Raw genomic sequence first — 21,047 nt, forward strand, 5'->3', positions numbered from 1 at the left:
CGGCTCGAGCTCCTGGCGGGCGGGTCACGCGCCGCTAACGGCTCTCGCTCTGATACGAAACAATCGTCTTTTCCAGCGCGGCCCACGTGAGGCGCACGGCGTCCGGCGAATGCAGGAAGCGTGCGTCGTGATGCAGGCCGAGCGTGAAGCTGTACAACTCGAAGAGCATCAGTTCCGGATCCGTATCCGCGCGCAGATGCCCTTCTTCCATCGCCTGCGAAATGGCGCGCAGCAACGCGGCACGCCAGGCGGTCACGCTCGCGATCAACTGCTCGCGCACGGGGCTGTCCGGCCGGTCGTCGTACTCCACTGCGCCGCTGATGTAGATGCACCCGGTCGTCACCTCCTGGATGCGCTTCTCGATCCAGCGCGCCAGCATCGCCCGAAGACGCGGCAGACCGCGCGACTCGCGCAGGCTCGGAAAGAACACCTCGTTCTCGAAACGATGGTGATACTCGCGCACGACCTCGACCTGCAAGTCCTCGCGCGATCCGAAGTGCGCGAACACGCCGCTCTTGCTCATCTGCATGCGCTCGGCCAGCAGGCCGATCGTCAGCCCCTCCAGCCCGTCACGGCTGGCGAGGTCCAAAGCAGCTTCGAGTATCGCGGCACGCGTCTGTTCGCCTTTTCGCATAGCTATTTCTGTAACCGTTCGGGGGTTCGAATAAAATCGAACGGCCGTACTATTATTGAGTGCGGCCGCTCGCGAAACAAGGAAATTATTAGAAACCGGTGTCTAACCGAGCCGCTATTTTGCGCGATTCCGGCGGGACCGGAGCGGCTTTTCCGCACGAACGTGCGGACAGATTTTTTGAAGCGAATACTTAGTCTGCGTCAGTCGTAACCGCCGACCGTCAGCGCCTTCATCACGAGGCGGTACGTGTTGTACGCCAGCCAGTTCAGCAGCCGCTCGACGCGCGGGCGCGCGGCGTAGTGCGCGGCGTCGATCTCCCGGCCTTCGGCGAACGCGGTGGCGATCGCGTCGCGCAACTGGTTCGTCACAGCATCGTAGCGCACCAGCACGACGTTCGCTTCATTGTTCAGCATCAGGCTCAGCGCGTCCAGATTCGACGAGCCGACCGTCGCCCAGTTGTCGTCGATCACGGCGACCTTGCCGTGCAGGATCGTCTTGTCGTATTCGGCGACGCGCACGCCCGCGCGCAGCAGCGAGTGATACAGGAACGGCACGGCCGTATCGAGCGCCGTGAACTCCTTGCGGCCGATCAGCACCTGCACGTCCACGCCGCGGCGGGCCGCGCCCGTCAGCGCGCGGCGCAGCTTGCGGCCCGGCATGAAGTATGGATTCGCGAGCAGGATCCGCTGGTGCGCCTGGCCGATCGCCGCGAGATAGGCCTTCTCGATCGCACGGCGGTTCACGACGTTGTCGCGCGCGACGAACGCGACGCTCGGCTCGGTCACGACCCGCAGCGCGCCGGCCTTGATCCATCGGTGGCTGCGCATCCAGCGCCGGAACATGTCCGGGAACGCTTCGCCGCCATGCAGCCCGGCCGCATACTGCGCATACGGCTTGTGGCCGAACCGGATCCGGTGCCACTGCAGCTCGAACGCGGCGCGCACGTCGGACACCGCGGGCCCGGCCATCTCGACCGCGAAATCCCAGCGCGGGAACGGCAGCGTCGCGCTGCCCTGCGTGTAGTCGTCGACGATGTTGATGCCGCCGCAGAACGCGGCCGCATGATCGATCACCGCGAGCTTGCGGTGCGTGCGCGAGAAGCCGAAGCGGCCGAACAGGAAGCGGTTGTAGATGCAGTGCTCGACGCCGGCCTCGGCCCATGTGTCGAACAGCGGCAGGCGCGCGGTGCCGATGCCGTCGGTGATCACGCGCACGCGCACGCCGCGCTGCGCCGCGCGGATCAGCGCGTCCGATACCGGACGGCCGGCCGCATCGTCGCAGAAGATGTAGGTTTCGAGCATCACCTGCTCGCGGGCGGCGTCGATCCGTTCGATCAACGCGTGGAAGAATTCGCCGCCGGTTTCGCACAGCCGCACGGTGTTGCCGGCCGTAAATGCGAGCCGCGACGCGGAGCCGCGCTCCTGCAGGAACATCTGCCGCAATTGCGCGAAGCGCTTGCGGGTCTCCGCATTCATGCGGACGAGCCGTGCGGCGCACGCGCGAGAGCCGCGCGCACGGGCAATTGCAGGATCGCCTCGGCGTTCGACGGCGAGAAGCAGCGCGCGGCCGCCTCGCGGAACGGCAGCCACGCATGGTCCACGTGCTCGCGCGGCGACAGCGTCACGTCGACGCGATGCGGCACGCACAGGCCGAACCAGTGCTCGACGTTGCGCGTGACGCCAGATGCATAGCGGTGCAGGTATTGCGGATAGATCGTGTATTCGATCCGGTGATGCCAGTCGACGAGCGCGGTGGCCGGCACGGCCGGCGTGCCGACCGCGATGCCGGTTTCCTCGGCCACCTCGCGCGCGGCGGTGAGCGCGAGCGGCTCGTCGAGCGTGTCCTTCGAGCCGGTGACCGACTGCCAGAAATCGGGCTGGTCGGCACGCTTGATCACGAGCACATCGAGATCGGGCGTGTAGATCACGACGAGAACGGATTCGGGAATTTTCGGCGGCTTCGTCATCTTTGTTTCATGCGGCACAGGGCCGTGCGCGGGGCTGTGCCCGAACGTGCGGCAAGTGCTGCGACTGTACCGCAAAAAGTGAAAAAGGCGCACGACGGCGCCTTCTTCGTTGGGCATCGTGCGCGCGTCACCACACACACGATCTTTGACAAGCGTTACGCCTTCGGCTGTTCCGGCTGACGCAGACGGATGTGCAGCTCGCGCAGCTGACGCTCGTCGACCGGGCTCGGCGCCTGCGTGAGCAGATCCTGCGCACGCTGCGTCTTCGGGAACGCGATCACGTCGCGGATCGAGTCGGCGCCGGCCATCATCGTGACGATGCGGTCGAGACCGAATGCGATCCCGCCATGCGGCGGCGCGCCGTACTGCAGCGCGTCCAGCAGGAAGCCGAACTTCAGTTGCGCCTCTTCCGCGCCGATCTTCAGCGCGCGGAACACCTTGCTCTGCACTTCCTCGCGGTGGATACGCACCGAGCCGCCGCCGATTTCCCAGCCGTTCAGCACCATGTCATACGCCTTCGCGAGGCAGCGGCCCGGGTCGGTCTCGAGATACTCGAGGTGCTCGTCCTTCGGGCTCGTGAACGGATGGTGCGCGGCGACGTAGCGCGCGTCTTCGTCGTCGTATTCGAACATCGGGAAGTCGACGACCCACAGCGGCTTCCAGCCGGCCTGGACGAGGCCGTTCGCCTTGCCGAATTCCGAATGGCCGATCTTCAGGCGCAGCGCGCCGAGGCTGTCGTTGACGACCTTCGCGCGATCGGCCGCGAAGAAGATGATGTCGCCGTCTTCAGCGCCGGTGCGCTCGAGGATCGCCGCGATCGATGCGTCGTGCAGGTTCTTGACGATCGGGCTCTGCAGGCCGTCGCGGCCCTTCGCCTTCTCGTTGACCTTGATCCAGGCGAGGCCCTTCGCGCCGTAGATGCGCACGAATTCCGTGTAGCCGTCGATGTCGCCGCGCGACAGCTCGCCGCCCTTCGGCACGCGCAGCGCCGCGACCCGGCCGTCCTTCGCGTTGGCCGGCGTGCTGAACACCTTGAAGTCGACGTCCTTCATCGCGTCGGTCAGCTCGGTGAATTCGAGCTGCACGCGCAGGTCCGGCTTGTCGGAGCCGAAACGCGCCATCGCTTCCGAATACGGCATCACCGGGAACGTCGCGTCGAGTTCGACGTCGATCGTCGTCTTGAAGATGTGACGGATCATGTCTTCGAACAGGTCGCGGATTTCCTGCTCGCCGAGGAACGACGTTTCGCAGTCGATCTGCGTGAATTCCGGCTGACGGTCGGCGCGCAGATCCTCGTCGCGGAAGCACTTGGTGATCTGGTAGTAACGGTCGAAGTTCGCGACCATCAGCAGCTGCTTGAACAACTGCGGCGACTGCGGCAGCGCGAAGAACTGGCCCGCGTTCACGCGCGACGGCACGAGGTAGTCGCGCGCGCCTTCCGGCGTGCTCTTCGTCAGCATCGGCGTTTCGATGTCGATGAAGCCCTGCTCGTCGAGGTACTTGCGCGCCTCGATCGCGACGCGGTAGCGCAGGCGCAGGTTGTGCTGCATCTGCGGGCGGCGCAGGTCGAGCACGCGGTGCGTGAGGCGCGTCGTTTCCGACAGGTTGTCGTCGTCGAGCTGGAACGGCGGCGTGACCGACGCGTTCAGCACGTTCAGCTCATGGCACAGCACTTCGATCTTGCCGCTCTTCAGGCCGGCGTTGACCGTGCCTTCCGGACGGTTGCGCACGAGGCCCTTGATCTGCACGCAGAACTCGTTGCGCACGCCTTCGGCGGTCGCGAACATTTCCGCGCGATCCGGATCGCACACCACCTGCACGAGGCCTTCACGATCGCGCAGGTCGATGAAGATCACACCGCCGTGATCGCGGCGGCGCTGCACCCAGCCGCACAGCGACACGGTTTGGCCCAGCAGGTGTTCGGTCACGAGACCGCAGTATTCAGTACGCATCGACATGATGTTTGCTTTCGTTCGGTTTGATCAACGGGCGCCGCGACGCGCGGCCCGGGCGATGATTCTTTACTTACAGCGGCGGCTCGACGGGACGGCGGGCGGGCGCAGGAACCGGCGCCGAAGGCGCCACGACGCCCATCGAGACGATGTACTTGAGCGCGGCATCGACCGACATGTCGAGTTCGATGACTTCGCTCTTCGGCAGCATCAGGAAGAAGCCCGACGTCGGGTTCGGCGTCGTGGGCACGTACACGCTCACGTATTCTTCCGTCAGATGGTTGACCACGTCGCCGCCGGGCGTGCCGGTCAGAAACGCGATCGTATACGAGCCGCGGCGCGGATATTCGATCAGCAGCGCCTTGCGGAACGCGTTGCCGCTGCTCGACAGCAGCGTGTCCGATACCTGCTTGACGCTCGTGTAGATCGGCCCGACGACCGGGATGTGACGCACGACCGCGTTCCACCACGTGACGAGCTTCTGGCCGATGAAGTTCTGCGTGGCCAGCCCGACGACGAAGATGAACGCGAGCGTCAGCACCGCGCCGATCCCCGGCAGATGGAAGCCGAGCATCCGCTCGGGCTGCCACGATTCGGGCAGCAGGAGCAGTGTCTGATCCATCGTGCCGATGATGAGGCCGAGCACCCACAGCGTGATCGCGAGCGGGACGAGAACCAGCAAGCCGGTCAGGAACACCGTTTTCAGGGTCGTCTTTTTCATCATCTGCCGTCAATGAACCGCGCCGGAAGCGCGGGTTGGTCGCGACCCGGCCGGGCCGCGACGGTCAACTGCCGGCGGCGGGCGTCGCGGCCGGTGCCGGCGCGGCGCTCGTCGTCGTGGTGCTGCCCGCACTGCTCGCCGCAGCCGGCGCGGCTGCAGCGGGGGCGGCTTGCGCCGCGGGTGCCGCCGGCGCCGCGTCGCCCGACGTCGCCGCCGGGGCGCTGGCGCCGCCCGAGCCGCCGCGGAAATCGGTGACATACCACCCCGAGCCCTTCAGCTGGAAACCGGCGGCGGTTACCTGTTTGCGAAAAGCATCCTTCCCGCATTCAGGGCATTGCGACAGCGGCGCGTCGCTCATCTTCTGGAGCACGTCCTTCGCGAAACCGCACGCTTCGCATCGATAGGCGTAGATCGGCATGATATTTTTTCCCGCAGAAACTGGAAACGGCTTGCAAAACCTTGAATTATAGCCGAAACCCCGGCGCGCTCCGGCAACGGGCGCGACGCACGGGAATCAGCGACGGCGCCACGTGAGCCAGCGCTCGCGCCCTTCGAACACGGCCAGCGAATCGGTCACCGGCAGATCCTCGATCTGTTCGAAGTGCGGCGCGAGCAACGCGTCGAGTTCCGCGCGCTCGATCCCGAACGGCGGCCCCTTCGGCTTCGCCATCACAAAGAAATAGCCGGCCAGCAATCCGCCGGCGGGCAGCAGTTCGGCCATCCGCGCCGCATAGTCCACGCGCAGGCTCGGCGGCAGCGCGCACAAAAACGCGCGCTCGTACACCCACTGCACGTCGAACGGCGGCTGGTACGCGAAGAAATCGGCCTGCTCGACGACGTCCGCATGCGCGCCGAGCTGCGCCTTCGCGGCCGCCACCGCCTGCGCGGCGAAATCGATCGCGCGCACCGGCCAGCCGGCGCGCGCCAGCCAGCCGGCTTCCTGTGCGCTGCCGCAGCCCGGAATCAGCACCGCGCACGGCTCGCGCCACTGCGCGAACGCGCGAAATCCGTCCGGCACGCCGCCGAATTCCCACGGCGTCACGCCGCGCGCGAAACGCTCGTCCCAGAACGATGCGTCGCCGGGATCGCGCGTCGCGAAATCGGCCGCGCCGGGCGCTGAAGGTCGTTTCGGTTCGGGCATCGCCGTGCTCCTTTGGGTCACGCGCCGTACGCGAGCGCGAGCAGCACGCGCGCGACGAGCGCCCCGACGCCGACGGCCAGGCCGAAGATCAGCAACGCCTGCATCAGTCGGTTCGTCCGTTTCTGCTCGACGAGGATCTGGCGCATCAGCTCCTCGCTCGCGGCGCGCGGCGCGTCGTGGCGCGCGGCCATCGCGTGGTGGATCAGGCGCGGCAGTTGCGGCAGCGTCTTGCTCCACTGCGGCGCCTCGACCTTGAACCGCTCGTACCAGCCGCGCAGGCCGATCTGCTCGGTCATCCAGCGCTCGAGATACGGCTTCGCGGTCTTCCACAGGTCGAGTTCGGGGTCGAGCGAACGGCCGAGCCCCTCGACGTTCAGCATCGTCTTCTGCAGCAGCACGAGCTGCGGCTGGATCTCGACGTTGAAGCGACGCGACGTCGAGAACAGGCGCATCAGCACCTGGCCGAGCGAGATGTCCTTCAGCGCGCGATCGAAATACGGCTCGCACACCGCGCGGATCGCGCTTTCGAGCTCCTCGACGCGCGTCTCGGGCGGCACCCAGCCCGATTCGAGGTGCAGCGTCGCGACACGGTGGTAGTCGCGCTTGAAGAACGCGAGGAAGTTCTGCGCGAGGTAATTCTTGTCGAAATCGGACAGCGCGCCGACGATCCCGAAATCGAGCGCGATATAGCGGCCGAACGTGTTCGGGTCGAGGCTCACCTGAATGTTGCCGGGGTGCATGTCCGCATGGAAGAAGCCGTCGCGGAACACCTGCGTGAAGAAGATTTCGACGCCTTCGCGCGCGAGCTTCTTGATGTCGACGCCGGCCGAGCGCAGCGTCTCGACCTGGCTGATCGGCACGCCGGTCATGCGCTCCATCACGAGCACCTGCGACGTCGAGAAATCCCAGAACATCTCCGGCACGAGCAGCAGGTCGAGGCCGGCGAAGTTGCGGCGCAGCTGGCTGCCGTTCGCGGCCTCGCGCATCAGGTCGAGCTCGTCGTGCAGGTACTTGTCGAATTCGGCGACGACTTCGCGCGGCTTCAGGCGCCGGCCGTCGGCCCACATGCGCTCGGTCCACGTCGCAATGTCGCGCATCAGTGCAAGGTCGGAATCGATCACCGGCAGCATGTTCGGCCGCAGCACCTTGACGGCGACGGCCTTGCCCGCGTGCACGCCCTGCTTCAGCTTCGCGAAATGCACCTGCGCGATCGACGCGCTCGCGATCGGCTCGCGCTCGAATTCGTCGAACAGCTCGTCGACCGGCGCGCCGAGCGACTTCTCGATGATCGCGATCGCGACGGCCGAATCGAACGGCGGCACCTGGTCCTGCAGCTTCGCGAGTTCGTTCGCGAAATCGACCGACAGCAGGTCGCGGCGCGTCGACAGCACCTGGCCGAATTTCACGAAGATCGGGCCGAGGCTTTCGAGCGCGTGGCGCAGCCGCACGGCGGGCGGATCGGAGTAGCGGCGACCGATCGTCGTGATCCGCAGCAGCAGCTTCACGCGCCGGTCGTCGATCCGGGACAGCATCACTTCGTCGAGACCAAAACGGATGACGGTGTAGACAATCTTGATGAAACGGAAAATGCGCATGCCCTGCGGCCCTCAGTGCGCGCCGCGCGGGCCGGAACCCGTGCGCGCGCCGATTTTTTGTTCGAGTCGCTCGACCCGCTTTTCGACCCGCGCGAGCGCATCGCGTGCGCGCGCCAGTTCGGCGTCGAAGCCGCCGAGCGACGCGCGCCGGACGACTTGCGGGTTCTCGTCGAGCCAGTATTCGGCGACGGAATCGAGCACGTTGCGGCCGGTGCGGCGCGCGCGCGCGCCGGCATCGCGCACGACCGTCGCGATCCGGTACGCCGCCGCGTCGCCGACCAGCTTCGCGAGATCTTCTTCCGGTTCCCAGCGCAAATGCTCGGCCAGCTTCGCGATCTGCGTCGCGAATTCCGCGTCGCCTTCGATCTTCACATGCTTCATCACGGCCGCCTGGCCGCCCTGCAGAAACGCGGCGACCGTGTCGCCGGCAAGCGCGATCGACACGTCGACCTGTTGCGCATCGTGCGCGTCGACAGCCGACAGATAGCCGTCGGGCTGCACCAGCAGCGTGAGCGTGACGGGAGGCACGTCGATCCGGGCAGTCTTGCCCGCATAGGGAATCAGGCGGTCACGTGCCCACGATTCGCGCGCGAGCAGGTGATTGACGGCAGCAGCAAAAGGCTTGGCGGCAAAGGTCATCGGGCTGGGAAAGAAAAAACCCGCGCAGGCCGGGCGCCCACGCGGGTTTCTATTGTAACGTCGGATCGACGGCAGACCGTGCCCGACCGTACACCCGGGTGGCAAGCGGTCGCAGTGCGGCGGCCGTCGCCCGGGTGCCCGGCGGCGCGGGCCGCCGGCCGCGCTCAGTGGGTGTTGAGCTGCTGGATACCCGCGAGCAGCCAGCCCTGACTGCCCGACTTCGACAGGTTCCAGACCTCGTCGAACGACGCGGCCGACGTATTCGCCGCTTCGCGGATCAGGCCATGGAAGCGCACGCTCGCCGACTGCTCGATGCCGCGATCCTCGATCGCGACCAGTTCCGCGTCGAGCTGCACGATGTCGGTCTGGTTCGCGTCGTTGCCGCGCGAGTCGAGGTCGATCTTGATCTCGGCGAACATTTCCGGCGTCGTGAACTCGCGGATGTCGGCCAGGTTGCCCTGATCCCACGCCGCCTGCAGGCGCACGAAGTAAACCTTCGCGCTGCGCAGGAACGCTTCGGTGTCGAAGCCGGCCGGCACCTGGAGCGGCGCAGCCGCCATCGCGCCTGCCGCGCCGGCGGCCGCCGCACCGCCGCCGAACACGCCCTGTGCTTCGTTGGCATAGCTGCTGCCGCTGCCCGCGTAGTTGCTGCCCGTGTTGCTCTGCTGAAACGACGGGCTTTGCGAGTAGCCGCCCGACGACGACGATGCGCCGCCGACCGAGTACGCGGGCTCCTGCGGGCGACGGCGGTTCATGAACTTGCGGACGAGCCAGATGCCGACCATCGCGAGCAACGCGATCACGATGACGTTCGCCATCATGCTCGCGAACGCGCCGCCGAGACCGAAGTGCGAGAGCAGCGCCGCGATGCCGAGACCGGCCGCGAGACCGGCGATCGGCCCGAGCCAGCGCGAGCGGTTGGGCTGCGCGGCCGGCGCGGGCGCGGCCGGGTTCGGACGCTGCGCCTGCGACGGCGCGGCCTGCTGCATCGGCTGCTGCGCGGGCGGCGTGGCCTGGCGCTGCGTGACGGTGGAGCTCTGGCGGCCGATGCTGCGCCCGCCGCCCATGCGCTTCGCTTCGGCGTCGAGCGATGCGAACGTGCCGGCCGTGAGCAGGCCGACCATCAGCAGCGTGCCGACCCGTCGAGCCCACGGCTTCGACGGTTTGCTACGGTTGAACAACGAACGCGATTCAGACATCAGCTTCTCCGAATGTAAGACGAATGTAGGGAAAGAACCCCTTAGTACTTGGTCCCTAGGTGTAAAGCTACCACGCCACCTGACAAATTGTAATATTTGACGGCGTCGAGGCCCGCTTGTTCCATCATCGTCTTCAGCGTGTCCTGATCGGGGTGCATCCGGATAGATTCAGCAAGATACCGATAACTTTCAGCATCTTTCGCGAACTTGTCGCCAAGCCACGGTAATACTTTGAAAGAATACAAATCGTACGCTTTTTTCAGCGGATCCCAGACTTTCGAGAATTCCAGGACCATCACGCGGCCGCCGGGCTTCGTCACGCGGCGCATCTCGGCGAGCGCGGCATCCTTGTGCGTCATGTTGCGCAGCCCGAACGCGACCGTGACCACGTCGAAGTAGTTGTCCGGAAACGGAATTTTCTCGGCGTCGCACAGCAGCGACGGCGTCACGATGCCCTTGTCGAGCAGCCGGTCGCGACCGACGCGCAGCATCGATTCGTTGATGTCGGTATGCCAGACTTCACCCGTCGGCCCGGCCGCCTTCGCGAACGACTTGGTCAGGTCGCCGGTGCCGGCCGCGATGTCGAGCACCTTGAAGCCGGGGCGCACGTTCGCCTGCGCGATCGTGAACGCCTTCCACGCGCGGTGCATGCCCGCCGACATCAGGTCGTTCATCAGATCGTAGTTGCTCGCGACCGAATGAAACACGCCCGCCACTTTCTTCGCTTTTTCGTTTTCCTCGACGCTTTCGAAGCCGAAGTGGGTTTTGCTCATCGCGTTGATCCTCAGTAAATGGCAAGACGGCGCCGAACGGGCGCCGTCGATTTCAGTGGCAGTGGCCATGCGGCGCGCCGGCCGCCTGCATCGGGGCGTCGCGCTCGGCGCCCGCCGCCTTCAGTTTGTCGAAATAGTCGCGCCATAGCGCGTCCTGCCGCGTCGCCAGTTCGTACAGCAGGTCCCACGAGTAGATGCCGGTCGAATGGCCGTCGGAGAACGTCGGCTGCAACGCGTAGTTGCCGACGCCCTCGAGCGCGGTGATCGTCACTTCGCGCTTGCCGGTCTGCAACGTCTCCTGGCCGGGCCCGTGGCCGCGCACCTCGGCCGACGGCGAATAGACGCGCATCAGCTCGAACGGAATCCGGTAGCTCTCGCCGTTCGGGTACTGCAATTCGAGCACGCGCGATACCGCGTGCACGACGACGCCGGACGGAATCGGCGTCGTGGAAGTCAAACCGCTCATGCTTGCCTCGAATCGGTCATGCGTTGAATTTCCTCGCGCACCGCATTGTGCAGCAGCGAGGCCTGCGCCGCGCGAGAGCGCAGCAGCGCCTCGGACACGCTGCGCTGACGCGGCGCCCACACGGGCTGCGGGAAATGAGCATCGTTGGAAAAGCGCGGAATCACGTGCCAGTGCACGTGCGGCACCATGTTGCCGAGGCTCGCGAGATTCACCTTGTTCGGCTGCATCACACGGCGCACGGCCCGCTCGACCGCGTAGACCACGCGCATCAGATGTGCCCGCTCGGGCTCGCCGAGATCGGAGAACTCGGCCACGTGCGCACCCCAGATCACCCGGCAGAAGCCCGGGTAGTCGTGCTCGCCGGTGGCCAGCACGACGCGCAGCGCATCGTCCTGCCAGAGCACCTCGCCGCCGTCTTCACGGCAAAACACGCATTCCATCGTCGCTCCCATGTGGACGGGCGCCGGCACATCAGCGCCGGCGCCCGCTCTCATCCTAGTCCCGCTGGGCGGTCGTCATGCCCGCATTAGACCAGCACGCGCTCGATCCCGCCATGGTTGGCCCGTGCGACATAATCGGCCATCCAGTTCTCGCCGAGCACCTGGCGCGCAATTTCGACCACGATGTAGTCGGCCTCCAGGTTCGCGTCCTCGTTGTAGCGCGACAGCCCCTGCAGGCACGACGGGCAGCTCGTCAGGATCTTCACGTCCGGGCCGTTCGTGCCCGCATTGGCCGGCGCCGGCGCGTCGCCCGCCACCACCGGAATCGCGCGCAGCTTCGCCGCGCCCTTGCGGATCTCCTCTTCCTTGCGGAAGCGCACCTGCGTCGACACGTCCGGACGCGTCACCGCCAGCGTGCCCGACTCGCCGCAGCAGCGATCGTTCTTCTCGATCCTGTAGCCGTCCTTCTCCGCACCCATCAGTTCGTTGACCAGCTTCACCGGGTCGATCGTCTTGATCGGCGTGTGGCACGGGTCGTGATACATGTAGCGCGTGCCCGTCACCCCGTCCAGCTTCATCCCCTTCTCGAGCAGGAACTCGTGGATGTCGATGATCCGGCACCCCGGGAAGATCTTGTCGAATTCGTAGCCCGCGAGCTGGTCGTAGCACGTGCCGCACGACACCACCACCGTCTTGATGTCCAGATAGTTCAGCGTGTTCGCCACCCGGTGGAACAGCACGCGATTGTCCGTGACGATCTTCTCGGCCTTGTCGTACTGGCCCGAGCCGCGCTGCGGATAGCCGCAGCACAGGTAGCCCGGCGGCAGCACCGTCTGCACGCCCGCCTCCCACAGCATCGCCTGCGTCGCCAGCCCCACCTGCGAGAACAGCCGCTCGGAGCCGCAGCCCGGGAAGTAGAACACCGCCTCCGAATCGACGGTCGTCGTCTTCGGGTTGCGGATGATCGGCACGATCTTGTTGTCCTCGATGTCCAGCAGCGCCCGCGCCGTCTTCTTCGGCAGGTTGCCCGGCATCTTCTTGTTCACGAAGTGGATCACCTGCTCCACCGCCGGCGGCTTGCCCGTCGTCGCCGGCGGGTGCTGCGTCTGCTTCGTCACGACCTTCTTCAGCATGTCGTTCGCGAAGCGCTGCACCTTGTAGCCCACGCCCATCATCACGCCGCGCGCGAGGTTGATCGTCTGCGGGTTGGTCGCGTTCAGGAAGAACATGCCCGCCGCGTTGCCGGCGTTGAACTTCTTCTTGCCCATCTTGCGCAACAGGTTGCGCATGTTCATCGTCACGTCGCCGAAGTCGATCTTCACCGGGCACGGTGTCGCGCACTTGTGGCACACCGTGCAGTGGTCGGCCACGTCGTTGAACTCGTCCCAGTGCTTGATCGACACGCCGCGGCGCGTCTGCTCCTCGTACAGGAACGCCTCGACCAGCAGCGACGTCGCGAGGATCTTGTTGCGCGGGCTGTACAGCAGGTTCGCGCGCGGCACGTGCGTCGCGCACACCGGCTTGCACTTGCCGCAGCGCAGGCAGTCCTTCACCGAATCGGCGATCGCGCCGATGTCGGACTGCTGCATGATCAGCGACTCGTAGCCCATCAGCCCGAAGCTCGGCGTGTACGCATTGCGCAGATCGGCGCCGTCGAGCAGCTTGCCCTTGTTGAAGCGGCCGTTCGGGTCCACGCGCTGCTTGTACGCGCGGAATTCGGCGATCTCGTCGTCGGTCAGGAATTCGAGCTTCGTGATGCCGATCCCGTGTTCGCCGGAGATCACGCCGTCCAGCGAGCGCGCGAGCGTCATGATGCGCGCGACCGACGCGTGCGCGTCCTGCAGCATCTCGTAGTTGTCGGAGTTGACCGGGATGTTCGTGTGGACGTTGCCGTCGCCCGCGTGCATGTGCAGCGCGACGAACACGCGCCCGCGCAGCACGCGCTTGTGGATCGCCTGCGCTTCGTCGAGGATCTGCTTGAACGCGCCGCCGTTGAAGATCGCGCGCAGCTCCGCGCGGATCTCCTGCTTCCACGAAATCCGGACCGTGCGGTCCTGCGTGATGTGGAACACGGTCGCGCCCGGCTGCTCGTCCGCGCGATCGGCGAACTTCTCGGCGAGCGCCGCGTAGCCGAGCTGCACCAGGTAGTGCTGCGCCTCGCGCAGCGGCTGGTCGAGCCGGTCACGCACGAATTCCCAGCGCGCACGCACGCGCTTGAGCAGCTCCAGCGCCTGCTGCACGCGGTCTTCGAGCAGTTCCGCGCTCGGGATCTCGTTCGCGTCGTCGGTCTTGCCGAGCGGCAGGTTGCCGCCCCTGAAGAACGCTTCGAGCGCGTCGACCAGTTGCAGCTTGTTCTTCAGCGACAGCTCGATGTTGATCCGCTCGATGCCGTCGGTGTACTCGCCCATCCGGTTCAGCGGGATCACGACGTCTTCGTTGATCTTGAACGCGTTCGTGTGCTTCGCGATCGCGGCCGTGCGGCTGCGGTCGAGCCAGAAGCGCTTGCGCGCCTCCGCGCTGACCGCGACGAAGCCTTCGCCGCTCTTGCCGTTCGCCATCCGGATCACTTCGGACGTCGCCTGCGCGACCGCATCGGCGTCGTCGCCGACGATGTCGCCGATCAGCACCATCTTCGGGAACGCATTGCGCTTGCTCTTGGTCGCGTAGCCGACCGCGCGCAGGTAGCGCTCGTCGAGGTGCTCGAGGCCCGCGAGGATGGCGCCGCCCTGCTTCGACGTCTCGAACAGGTAGTCCTTGATCTCGACGATGCTCGGGATCGCCTCGCGCGCCTGGCCGAAGAATTCGAGGCAGACGGTACGCGTGTGCGCGGGCATCTTGTGCAGCACCCAGCGCGCGGACGTGATGAGCCCGTCGCAGCCTTCCTTCTGCACGCCCGGCAGGCCGGCGAGGAACTTGTCGGTCACGTCCTTGCCGAGCCCTTCCTTGCGGAACCGGCGGCCTTCGATCTCGAGCATTTCGGTGCGCAGCAGCTTCTCGCCGGGCGCATGCGCGCCGTCGAACCACTTCAGCTCGAAGCGCGCGACCGCGATGTCGTGGATCTTGCCCTGGTTGTGCTCATGGCGCGTGACTTCGAGCCAGTTGCCGTCCGGGTCGACCATCCGCCACCACGCGAGGTTGTCGAGCGCGGTGCCCCACAGCACGGCCTTCTTGCCGCCCGCGTTCATCGCGACGTTGCCGCCGATGCACGACGCGTCGAGCGAGGTCGGATCGACCGCGAACACGTAGCCGGCCGCCTCCGCCGCCTCGGTCACGCGGCGCGTGACGACGCCCGCGCCGGAGAAGATCGTCGGCACCTTGTGCGCGACGCCCGGCAGCTCGGTCAGCTCGACCGCGCCGAGCTGTTCGAGCTTCTCGGTGTTGATCACCGCGGAGAACGGCGTGAGCGGCACCGCGCCGCCCGTGTAGCCGGTGCCGCCGCCGCGCGGGATCACGGTCAGGCCGAGCTCGAAGCACGCCTTGATCAGCGCGGCGATCTCGGCTTCGGTGTCGGGGGTCAGCACGACGAACGGGTATTCGACGCGCCAGTCGGTCGCGTCGGTCACGTGCGACACGCGCGACAGCCCGTCGAAGCGGATGTTGTCCTTCTGCGTGCAGCGGCCGAGCGCCTTGGTCGCGCGGCGGCGCAGCTCCGCCATCTTGTCGAATTCGTCCGCGAATTCGTCGACCGCGCGCTGCGCGGCGGTTTCGAGCATCTCGACGCGCGATGCGCGTTCGCGGCCGGCGTCGTCGCGGTGCGCGGTGAGATCGGCGCTGCGGCGCTTGCCGATCTCGGTCAGGCGGTGGTTCAGCGCCTCGATCAGCAGCGCGCGGCGCTTCGGGTTGTCGAGCAGGTCGTCCTGCAGGTACGGGTTGCGACGCACGACCCAGATGTCGCCGAGCACTTCATACAGCATCCGTGCCGAGCGGCCCGTGCGGCGCTCGGCGCGCAGTTCGTCGAGCACCGCCCACGCCTCTTCGCCGAGCAGGCGGATCACGATCTCGCGATCCGAGAAGGACGTGTAGTTGTAGGGAATCTCGCGCAAGCGGGGCGCGGGGTCGGCGGCGACGGTGGCGGCCGCGCCATGCGGATCGAAAACTTGTGGTGCGTTCATGTTCGGACGACTCGGAGGGCCGATATCCCGTGCACGGGCGTCGGCAAGCGCGTGGGCGCAATCTTGGGGAAATCTGTTCTGTTACCAGGCGCGCGGCTGTCCTTCATGGGGCCGGAGCGGGCGACTCGCCCCTCCTGGCCGGCGACAGGGCCTGGCGGCACTCGGGATCATCAGCACGATCGCGCGCGGCGCGCATGCCGTTCGGCCGCGGGGCTGGCTGCGCGCGGCGTCGGCTTCAACGGTGCGATCCGAGGGTGCCTCTGCATCTTCCGAATCCTTGATTCAAAACGGAATTCTAACCCATGATCGCGCCGCCCGTGACACGCCGGACAGGTCGTGGGGCTATCGCCGCGAGCCGCGCCGGGCGGGGCTCGCGGCGGTTTCGCGCGACCATTCGCCGTCCGTCCGGTCGGTAACCATGCGGTTAAGCCGGTAAAGCGCGCCGGTAAAAAGCGGCGCCCCGGCGGCGGGAATGCCCTGCCCGCGCGCACACGCGGCCGCTCATGACCACCCGCCCGGCATGCCGCTTGCGTGCGGGCGGACCCTTGGCGCTATCATTGACCCTTTACCGTCTGCATCCGCACTGCACGCGAGCGCCCATGGCATCCCACGATTACCTGAAGAAAATCCTCACCGCGCGCGTCTACGACGTCGCGATCGAGACGGAACTCGAACCGGCCCGCAACCTGTCGGCCCGGCTGCGCAACGCCGTTTACCTGAAGCGCGAGGACAACCAGCCGGTGTTCTCGTTCAAGCTGCGCGGCGCGTACAACAAGATGGCGCACATTCCGGCGGACGCGCTCGCGCGCGGCGTGATCACGGCGTCGGCCGGCAACCATGCGCAGGGCGTCGCGTTCTCGGCGGCGCGGATGGGCGTCAAGGCCGTGATCGTCGTACCGGTCACGACGCCGCAGGTGAAGGTCGACGCGGTGCGCGCGCACGGCGGCCCGAGCGTCGAGGTGATCCAGGCGGGCGAATCGTACAGCGACGCGTACGCGCACGCGGTCAAGGTGCAGCAGGCGCGCGACCTCACGTTCGTCCACCCGTTCGACGACCCGTACGTGATCGCCGGCCAGGGCACGATCGCGATGGAGATCCTGCGCCAGCACCAGGGCCCGATCCACGCGATCTTCGTGCCGATCGGCGGCGGCGGGCTCGCGTCCGGCGTCGCCGCGTACGTGAAGGCGGTGCGCCCGGAGATCAAGGTGATCGGCGTGCAGGCCGAGGATTCGTGCGCGATGGCGCAATCGCTGAACGCCGGCGAGCGCATCGAGCTGAGCGAAGTCGGGCTGTTCGCGGACGGCACCGCGGTGAAGCTCGTCGGCGAGGAAACCTTCCGGCTGTGCCGCGAATTCCTCGACGGCGTCGTGACGGTCAACACCGACGCGCTGTGCGCGGCGATCAAGGACGTGTTCCAGGACACGCGCAGCGTGCTCGAGCCGTCCGGCGCGCTCGCGGTCGCGGGCGCGAAGCTGTACGCGGAACGCGAAGGCATCGAGAACCAGACGCTCGTCGCGGTCACGTCCGGCGCGAACATGAATTTCGACCGGATGCGCTTCGTCGCCGAACGCGCCGAGGTCGGCGAGGCGCGCGAAGCCGTGTTCGCGGTCACGATCCCCGAGGAACGCGGCAGCTTCAAGCGCTTCTGCTCGCTGGTCGGCGATCGCAACGTCACCGAGTTCAACTACCGGATCGCCGATGCGCAATCCGCGCACATCTTCGTCGGCGTGCAGATCAAGCGCCGCGGCGAATCGGCGGAGATCGCCGCGAACTTCGAGTCGCACGGCTTCAAGAGCGTCGACCTGACGCACGACGAGCTGTCGAAGGAACACATCCGCTACATGGTCGGCGGCCGCTCGCCGCTCGCGCTCGACGAGCGCCTGTTCCGCTTCGAATTCCCGGAACGGCCGGGCGCGCTGATGAAGTTCCTGTCGTCGATGGCGCCGGACTGGAACATCAGCCTGTTCCACTACCGCAACCAGGGCGCGGACTACAGCTCGATCCTCGTCGGGCTGCAGGTGCCGCAGGCCGATCGCGCCGAATTCGAACGCTTCCTCGCAGCGCTCGGCTATCCGTATGTCGAAGAGAGCGCCAACCCGGCTTACCGCCTCTTCCTGTCGTAAAGGTTTCGTGCAATGAATCCCGAACACTCCCCGCTCGGCAAGGCCACCGTCTACGCGGCGCAGTACGACGCGTCGCTGCTGTTCCCGATTCCGCGCGCCGGAGCGCGCGCGCAGCTCGGCATCACGTCGGCGCTGCCGTTCTTCGGCACCGACATCTGGAACGCATACGAGCTGTCGTGGCTCAACGCACGCGGCAAGCCGCAGGTCGCGATCGCGACGTTCTACGTGCCGGCCGAATCGCCGAACATCGTCGAATCGAAGTCGTTCAAGCTGTATCTCGGCTCGTTCGCGCAGTCGAAGTTCGACTCGGTCGACGCGGTGCGCGACGTGCTGAAGCGCGACGTGTCGGCCGCGTGCGGCGCGAGCGTATCGGTGCAGTTGGTGTCGGCGCACGATTTCCGCAAGCTGGAGATGGACGAGCTCGACGGACTGTCGCTCGACCGGCTCGATCTCGACACCGACGTGTACGAACCCGATCCGTCGCTGCTGTCGGCCGCCGAGGATGAAGCGCCGGTCGAGGAGACGCTCGTGTCCGACCTGCTGCGCTCGAACTGCCCGGTCACCGGCCAGCCCGACTGGGGCAGCGTGCAAATCCACTACGTCGGGCCGCAGATCGATCATGCGGGGCTGCTGCGCTACATCATCTCGTTCCGTAATCACACGGGCTTTCACGAGCAGTGCGTCGAGCGGATCTTTCTCGACATCCTGCATGCGTGCAAACCGGTGAAGCTCGCGGTGTATGCGCGCTATACGCGCCGCGGCGGGCTCGACATCAACCCGTTCCGCACGAATTACAACCAGCCGATGCCGGATAACGCGCGGACGGCGCGGCAGTGAATGAGTGGGTTGGCGGACATTTTCGGTCCGCCAACTCCGCCTGCGTGCGGAAAGCGCGCTTCTCTAATTCGGTGCGAATACGTCGGCCCGGCACTTCGGACAATACAGGTGGATTGTTCGACCATCGTCCACGGAAATGAAGCCTCGCCTTGCCTGGTCTATTCTCCATTTCGCCGCGCCACCACCCGCCAGACGCGCTTCGCCTTCGGCATAGCAACGCGCCGCGTCCAGGTCATGGCTGTACGCCCGTTCTGTTACGCGGCCCGCACGCTTGAAAAATGCGCTGACATCTGCACGCCGAAGAACAAACGTACGACACATATCCGCCGTTTCGTCCCCGCTGATGTCAGCCGACCATGCATCGTTCCTGAAGATTTCGACTGACTCCGGCACGACAATGGGTAGCGCGCCGCCAGGCGATAACCTATTGGACAGCGTGCCCGCAAGCGCACCGTGGTCGGTCAAGAGCGCCAAAGTCAAAACTGCGATCCAGATCACCATTGCCCCCCGGCGGCGTCCGTGGGGTTCTTCCGCAAGCCGCGACGTACACTGTCACCTGTCCCGCGCCGGCAAGCCGCCAAAGGTGCGTGCAAAGTTGCTCTCGATATAGGCCAGCGCACGCGTCAGCGCGTCGTGGTCTTCGTACAGATCGACAAGCGCGTCCTCATCGAGCGAATCTGGACCGATGCGCTTGATCTGTTCAAGCCGCAGACGGATGGTTTCCATCAGTACGGCGCATTCGCCCATCAGCAATGGTACGGCCATGTCGGCTGGAATTTCTGCTGGGTCACCTGAAGTCGTTTCAATTCACCTTTTGACAATAAGTAGCCTACTCCCGCAGCAAACCGATGAATTTGGCAAACGGCATGTTGCCGGGAGGCGCCGACCTGTGATGCCCCTCAATCAAGGCATGCGCCTTACCAAACACAGCCCCAAGAGCAATTACGCATTGCCCGGCATCCGCCAGACACCGCGCCTGTTCGAATATCCGATGTTTCACGGCAGCGCGGCCAATCGCGCGGCGTCCCATCTCCTTTCCACGGCTGCACGATGCAGCATCGCGAGCGTAATCGGTTCCCGTTTGAAGTCGTGCGGCTTTCGGAGCACCCATCGCAGGAATAGCGAATAGAGCAACCCTTCGCCTTCCATTAGGAAATATCTGTGGAAATCGAAATCCCCCGTATCCACAGCAAACCGTTCAAAAAAGTGCCCCATGAAATCGTTGGCTTCGTCGCCGGTTTGACCCAGGTCTTCCCAGAGCCGAGTGCCAGCGGCGAGCGGCTTCGATGGGCCGAGCCCTGCCTCCGACCTGACAAAGGCCTCGATCTCGTCCCAACTCACGTTTTCCATCAGAACACCCTATCCTCGCGTTTGACCAGGCTGTTGTATCTGGAGACCGTGCCGTGAACGATCGCGAACACGTCACGCGCAAGCAGCGCCCAACCCACGCCGGGAACGGCACGTCCGACGAACACGCTGAGCTTACGGGTCAAGATGATCCGAAACGACTTGATACTCTGCAGCGTGACGGTGGGTAAAATCTTCCTGTTCAACTGGTATCGGAAAATCGATCGAGCCATGACGGATGCGACGGACGTTCCTTTCGTCGCGCCGCCGAATTTCTGCCGCGTCGGCAAAACCGGCCAGCCCGCGAGAATCAGGATCAGAGCTTCGACATCGTCGATCCCGGCCCGTGCACACGTCTCTTCTACAGCCACGAAAAAGAAAAGCTCGGCGGGAGTGAGATCCGAATGAACGCTGTCGCGGTATGTATTGCTCGACATGGTGCGACTTCACGAAATCGTTGATCGGGAAGACGACCATACCCAGCAATCCGCTTAGTCTGCTCGTTCGAATTTCACGATGCCGGTTGCGAATTACGCGCCCATCACTGCCGTCACCCGTCAGACGGACCTATCGTCTCGCGCTCTCATCGACAGGATTCTATTCAAAGTGTAAAAATTCAGTGCCAACGCAACAAGGCCGGTGCACATCAATGCACCGGCCTTGTTGTACAGCTTCCGCCCTCGCCGCGTTACTTCACCGGCGGCTTGTACGCGATGCAATCGACCTCGACCTTGCAGTCGATGACCATACTCGACTGCACGCAGGCCCGCGCCGGCGGGTTCTCGCCGAAGTACGACACGAAGACCTTGTTGAACGACGCGAAATCGCGTGCGTCGTCGAGCCATACGCCACAGCGCACGACGTGCTCGAGGCCGTAGCCGGCTTCCTTCAGGATCGCGATCACGTTCTCGATCGTCTGCTTCGACTGCGTGACGATCCCGCCTTCGACGACCTCGCCGTTCACCATTGGCGTCTGGCCCGACACGTACAGCCAGCCGTCCGCCTCGACCGCACGCGCGAACGGCATCACCTGGCCGCCGGTCCCCTTCGCTTCGCCCACGCCATATCGCTTCATCGTTTCACTCCTCAAATTTCGGTTACG

At 65.7% G+C, this 21,047-nt stretch carries 21 protein-coding genes; 3 read left to right on the plus strand and 18 right to left on the minus strand.

All coding sequences use genetic code 11. The annotated features are described in order from the left end of the window. Window positions 1-34 precede the first annotated feature (34 nt). The 14 genes from CFB89_RS14145 to CFB89_RS14210 all read right to left on the minus strand — a co-directional run bounded on the left by CFB89_RS14145 (window position 35) and on the right by CFB89_RS14210 (window position 15,638). The gene (locus CFB89_RS14145; protein WP_006477846.1) at window positions 35-634 is read right to left on the minus strand and encodes a TetR/AcrR family transcriptional regulator; all 600 of its coding nucleotides are present in this window, start codon (window positions 632-634) and stop codon (window positions 35-37) included. A 200-nt stretch (window positions 635-834) separates the two neighbouring features. Then, window positions 835-2,109: a cardiolipin synthase ClsB gene (gene clsB, locus CFB89_RS14150; protein ID WP_089468412.1), complete on the minus strand. Its 1,275-nt coding sequence runs from the start codon at window positions 2,107-2,109 to the stop codon at window positions 835-837. After that, complete coding sequence (gene nudB / locus CFB89_RS14155) at window positions 2,106-2,600, minus strand: dihydroneopterin triphosphate diphosphatase (RefSeq protein ID WP_089468413.1); 495 nt, start codon at window positions 2,598-2,600, stop codon at window positions 2,106-2,108. The genes clsB and nudB overlap by 4 nt, the downstream gene beginning before the upstream one ends. Window positions 2,601-2,755: 155 nt before the next feature. After that, window positions 2,756-4,558, minus strand: coding sequence for an aspartate--tRNA ligase (gene aspS, locus CFB89_RS14160; protein ID WP_011657896.1), 1,803 nt, complete (start codon window positions 4,556-4,558; stop codon window positions 2,756-2,758). Window positions 4,559-4,625: 67 nt separating this feature from the next. Then, the gene (locus CFB89_RS14165; protein WP_012329208.1) at window positions 4,626-5,276 is read right to left on the minus strand and encodes a DUF502 domain-containing protein; all 651 of its coding nucleotides are present in this window, start codon (window positions 5,274-5,276) and stop codon (window positions 4,626-4,628) included. Between the two features lie 61 nt (window positions 5,277-5,337). Continuing rightward, window positions 5,338-5,691 (minus strand): FmdB family zinc ribbon protein, encoded by a 354-nt coding sequence (locus CFB89_RS14170; protein WP_089468414.1) that lies wholly within the window; start codon window positions 5,689-5,691, stop codon window positions 5,338-5,340. 96 nt (window positions 5,692-5,787) lie between these two features. Then, entirely contained in the window at window positions 5,788-6,414 is a 627-nt protein-coding gene (locus CFB89_RS14175) for an SAM-dependent methyltransferase (protein ID WP_089468415.1), read from the minus strand. 17 nt (window positions 6,415-6,431) lie between these two features. Continuing rightward, window positions 6,432-8,009 carry a ubiquinone biosynthesis regulatory protein kinase UbiB gene (gene ubiB, locus CFB89_RS14180; protein WP_089468416.1) on the minus strand — a complete coding sequence of 526 codons (1,578 nt, stop codon included), beginning with the start codon at window positions 8,007-8,009 and terminating at the stop codon, window positions 6,432-6,434. A 12-nt stretch (window positions 8,010-8,021) separates the two neighbouring features. Then, complete coding sequence (locus tag CFB89_RS14185) at window positions 8,022-8,648, minus strand: SCP2 domain-containing protein (protein WP_006487883.1); 627 nt, start codon at window positions 8,646-8,648, stop codon at window positions 8,022-8,024. A 164-nt stretch (window positions 8,649-8,812) separates the two neighbouring features. After that, window positions 8,813-9,847 (minus strand): Tim44 domain-containing protein, encoded by a 1,035-nt coding sequence (locus CFB89_RS14190; protein ID WP_089468417.1) that lies wholly within the window; start codon window positions 9,845-9,847, stop codon window positions 8,813-8,815. Window positions 9,848-9,888: 41 nt separating this feature from the next. After that, on the minus strand, window positions 9,889-10,620 hold the full coding sequence (gene ubiE / locus CFB89_RS14195; protein ID WP_011546189.1) for a bifunctional demethylmenaquinone methyltransferase/2-methoxy-6-polyprenyl-1,4-benzoquinol methylase UbiE: 732 nt from the start codon (window positions 10,618-10,620) through the stop codon (window positions 9,889-9,891). A gap of 52 nt (window positions 10,621-10,672) precedes the next feature. Continuing rightward, the gene (locus tag CFB89_RS14200) at window positions 10,673-11,086 is read right to left on the minus strand and encodes a gamma-butyrobetaine hydroxylase-like domain-containing protein (protein ID WP_089468418.1); all 414 of its coding nucleotides are present in this window, start codon (window positions 11,084-11,086) and stop codon (window positions 10,673-10,675) included. Then, window positions 11,083-11,526, minus strand: coding sequence for an HIT family protein (locus tag CFB89_RS14205; protein ID WP_011546191.1), 444 nt, complete (start codon window positions 11,524-11,526; stop codon window positions 11,083-11,085). Before CFB89_RS14205 ends, CFB89_RS14200 begins: the two co-directional genes overlap by 4 nt. An 86-nt stretch (window positions 11,527-11,612) precedes the next feature. Then, window positions 11,613-15,638, minus strand: coding sequence for a DUF3683 domain-containing protein (locus CFB89_RS14210; RefSeq protein WP_089468419.1), 4,026 nt, complete (start codon window positions 15,636-15,638; stop codon window positions 11,613-11,615). Window positions 15,639-16,237: 599 nt separating this feature from the next. Between CFB89_RS14210 and ilvA the strand changes: the two genes are divergently transcribed. The 3 genes from ilvA to CFB89_RS34235 all read left to right on the plus strand — a co-directional run bounded on the left by ilvA (window position 16,238) and on the right by CFB89_RS34235 (window position 18,982). Next, the gene (gene ilvA / locus CFB89_RS14220; RefSeq protein WP_089468420.1) at window positions 16,238-17,761 is read left to right on the plus strand and encodes a threonine ammonia-lyase, biosynthetic; all 1,524 of its coding nucleotides are present in this window, start codon (window positions 16,238-16,240) and stop codon (window positions 17,759-17,761) included. Window positions 17,762-17,773: 12 nt separating this feature from the next. Further along, window positions 17,774-18,598, plus strand: a complete 825-nt coding sequence (queF, locus tag CFB89_RS14225; RefSeq protein ID WP_089468421.1) for an NADPH-dependent 7-cyano-7-deazaguanine reductase QueF — start codon at window positions 17,774-17,776, stop codon at window positions 18,596-18,598. Window positions 18,599-18,706: 108 nt separating this feature from the next. Then, window positions 18,707-18,982 (plus strand): hypothetical protein, encoded by a 276-nt coding sequence (locus CFB89_RS34235; RefSeq protein ID WP_144030108.1) that lies wholly within the window; start codon window positions 18,707-18,709, stop codon window positions 18,980-18,982. Window positions 18,983-19,150: 168 nt separating this feature from the next. Here CFB89_RS34235 and CFB89_RS14230 read toward each other — a convergent pair whose 3' ends face one another. The 4 genes from CFB89_RS14230 to CFB89_RS14245 form a co-directional block, all read right to left on the minus strand. Beyond that, window positions 19,151-19,363: a hypothetical protein gene (locus CFB89_RS14230; RefSeq protein ID WP_089468422.1), complete on the minus strand. Its 213-nt coding sequence runs from the start codon at window positions 19,361-19,363 to the stop codon at window positions 19,151-19,153. A gap of 231 nt (window positions 19,364-19,594) precedes the next feature. Continuing rightward, the gene (locus CFB89_RS14235; protein WP_089468423.1) at window positions 19,595-19,948 is read right to left on the minus strand and encodes a DUF1493 family protein; all 354 of its coding nucleotides are present in this window, start codon (window positions 19,946-19,948) and stop codon (window positions 19,595-19,597) included. Continuing rightward, window positions 19,948-20,382, minus strand: a complete 435-nt coding sequence (locus tag CFB89_RS14240; RefSeq protein ID WP_089468424.1) for an STM2901 family protein — start codon at window positions 20,380-20,382, stop codon at window positions 19,948-19,950. Before CFB89_RS14240 ends, CFB89_RS14235 begins: the two co-directional genes overlap by 1 nt. 251 nt (window positions 20,383-20,633) lie before the next feature. Then, window positions 20,634-21,020 carry a RidA family protein gene (locus tag CFB89_RS14245; RefSeq protein WP_050016655.1) on the minus strand — a complete coding sequence of 129 codons (387 nt, stop codon included), beginning with the start codon at window positions 21,018-21,020 and terminating at the stop codon, window positions 20,634-20,636. Window positions 21,021-21,047: the final 27 nt, after the last annotated feature.

Source organism: Burkholderia sp. AU16741, from assembly GCF_002223345.1.
GTDB lineage: Bacteria > Pseudomonadota > Gammaproteobacteria > Burkholderiales > Burkholderiaceae > Burkholderia > Burkholderia sola.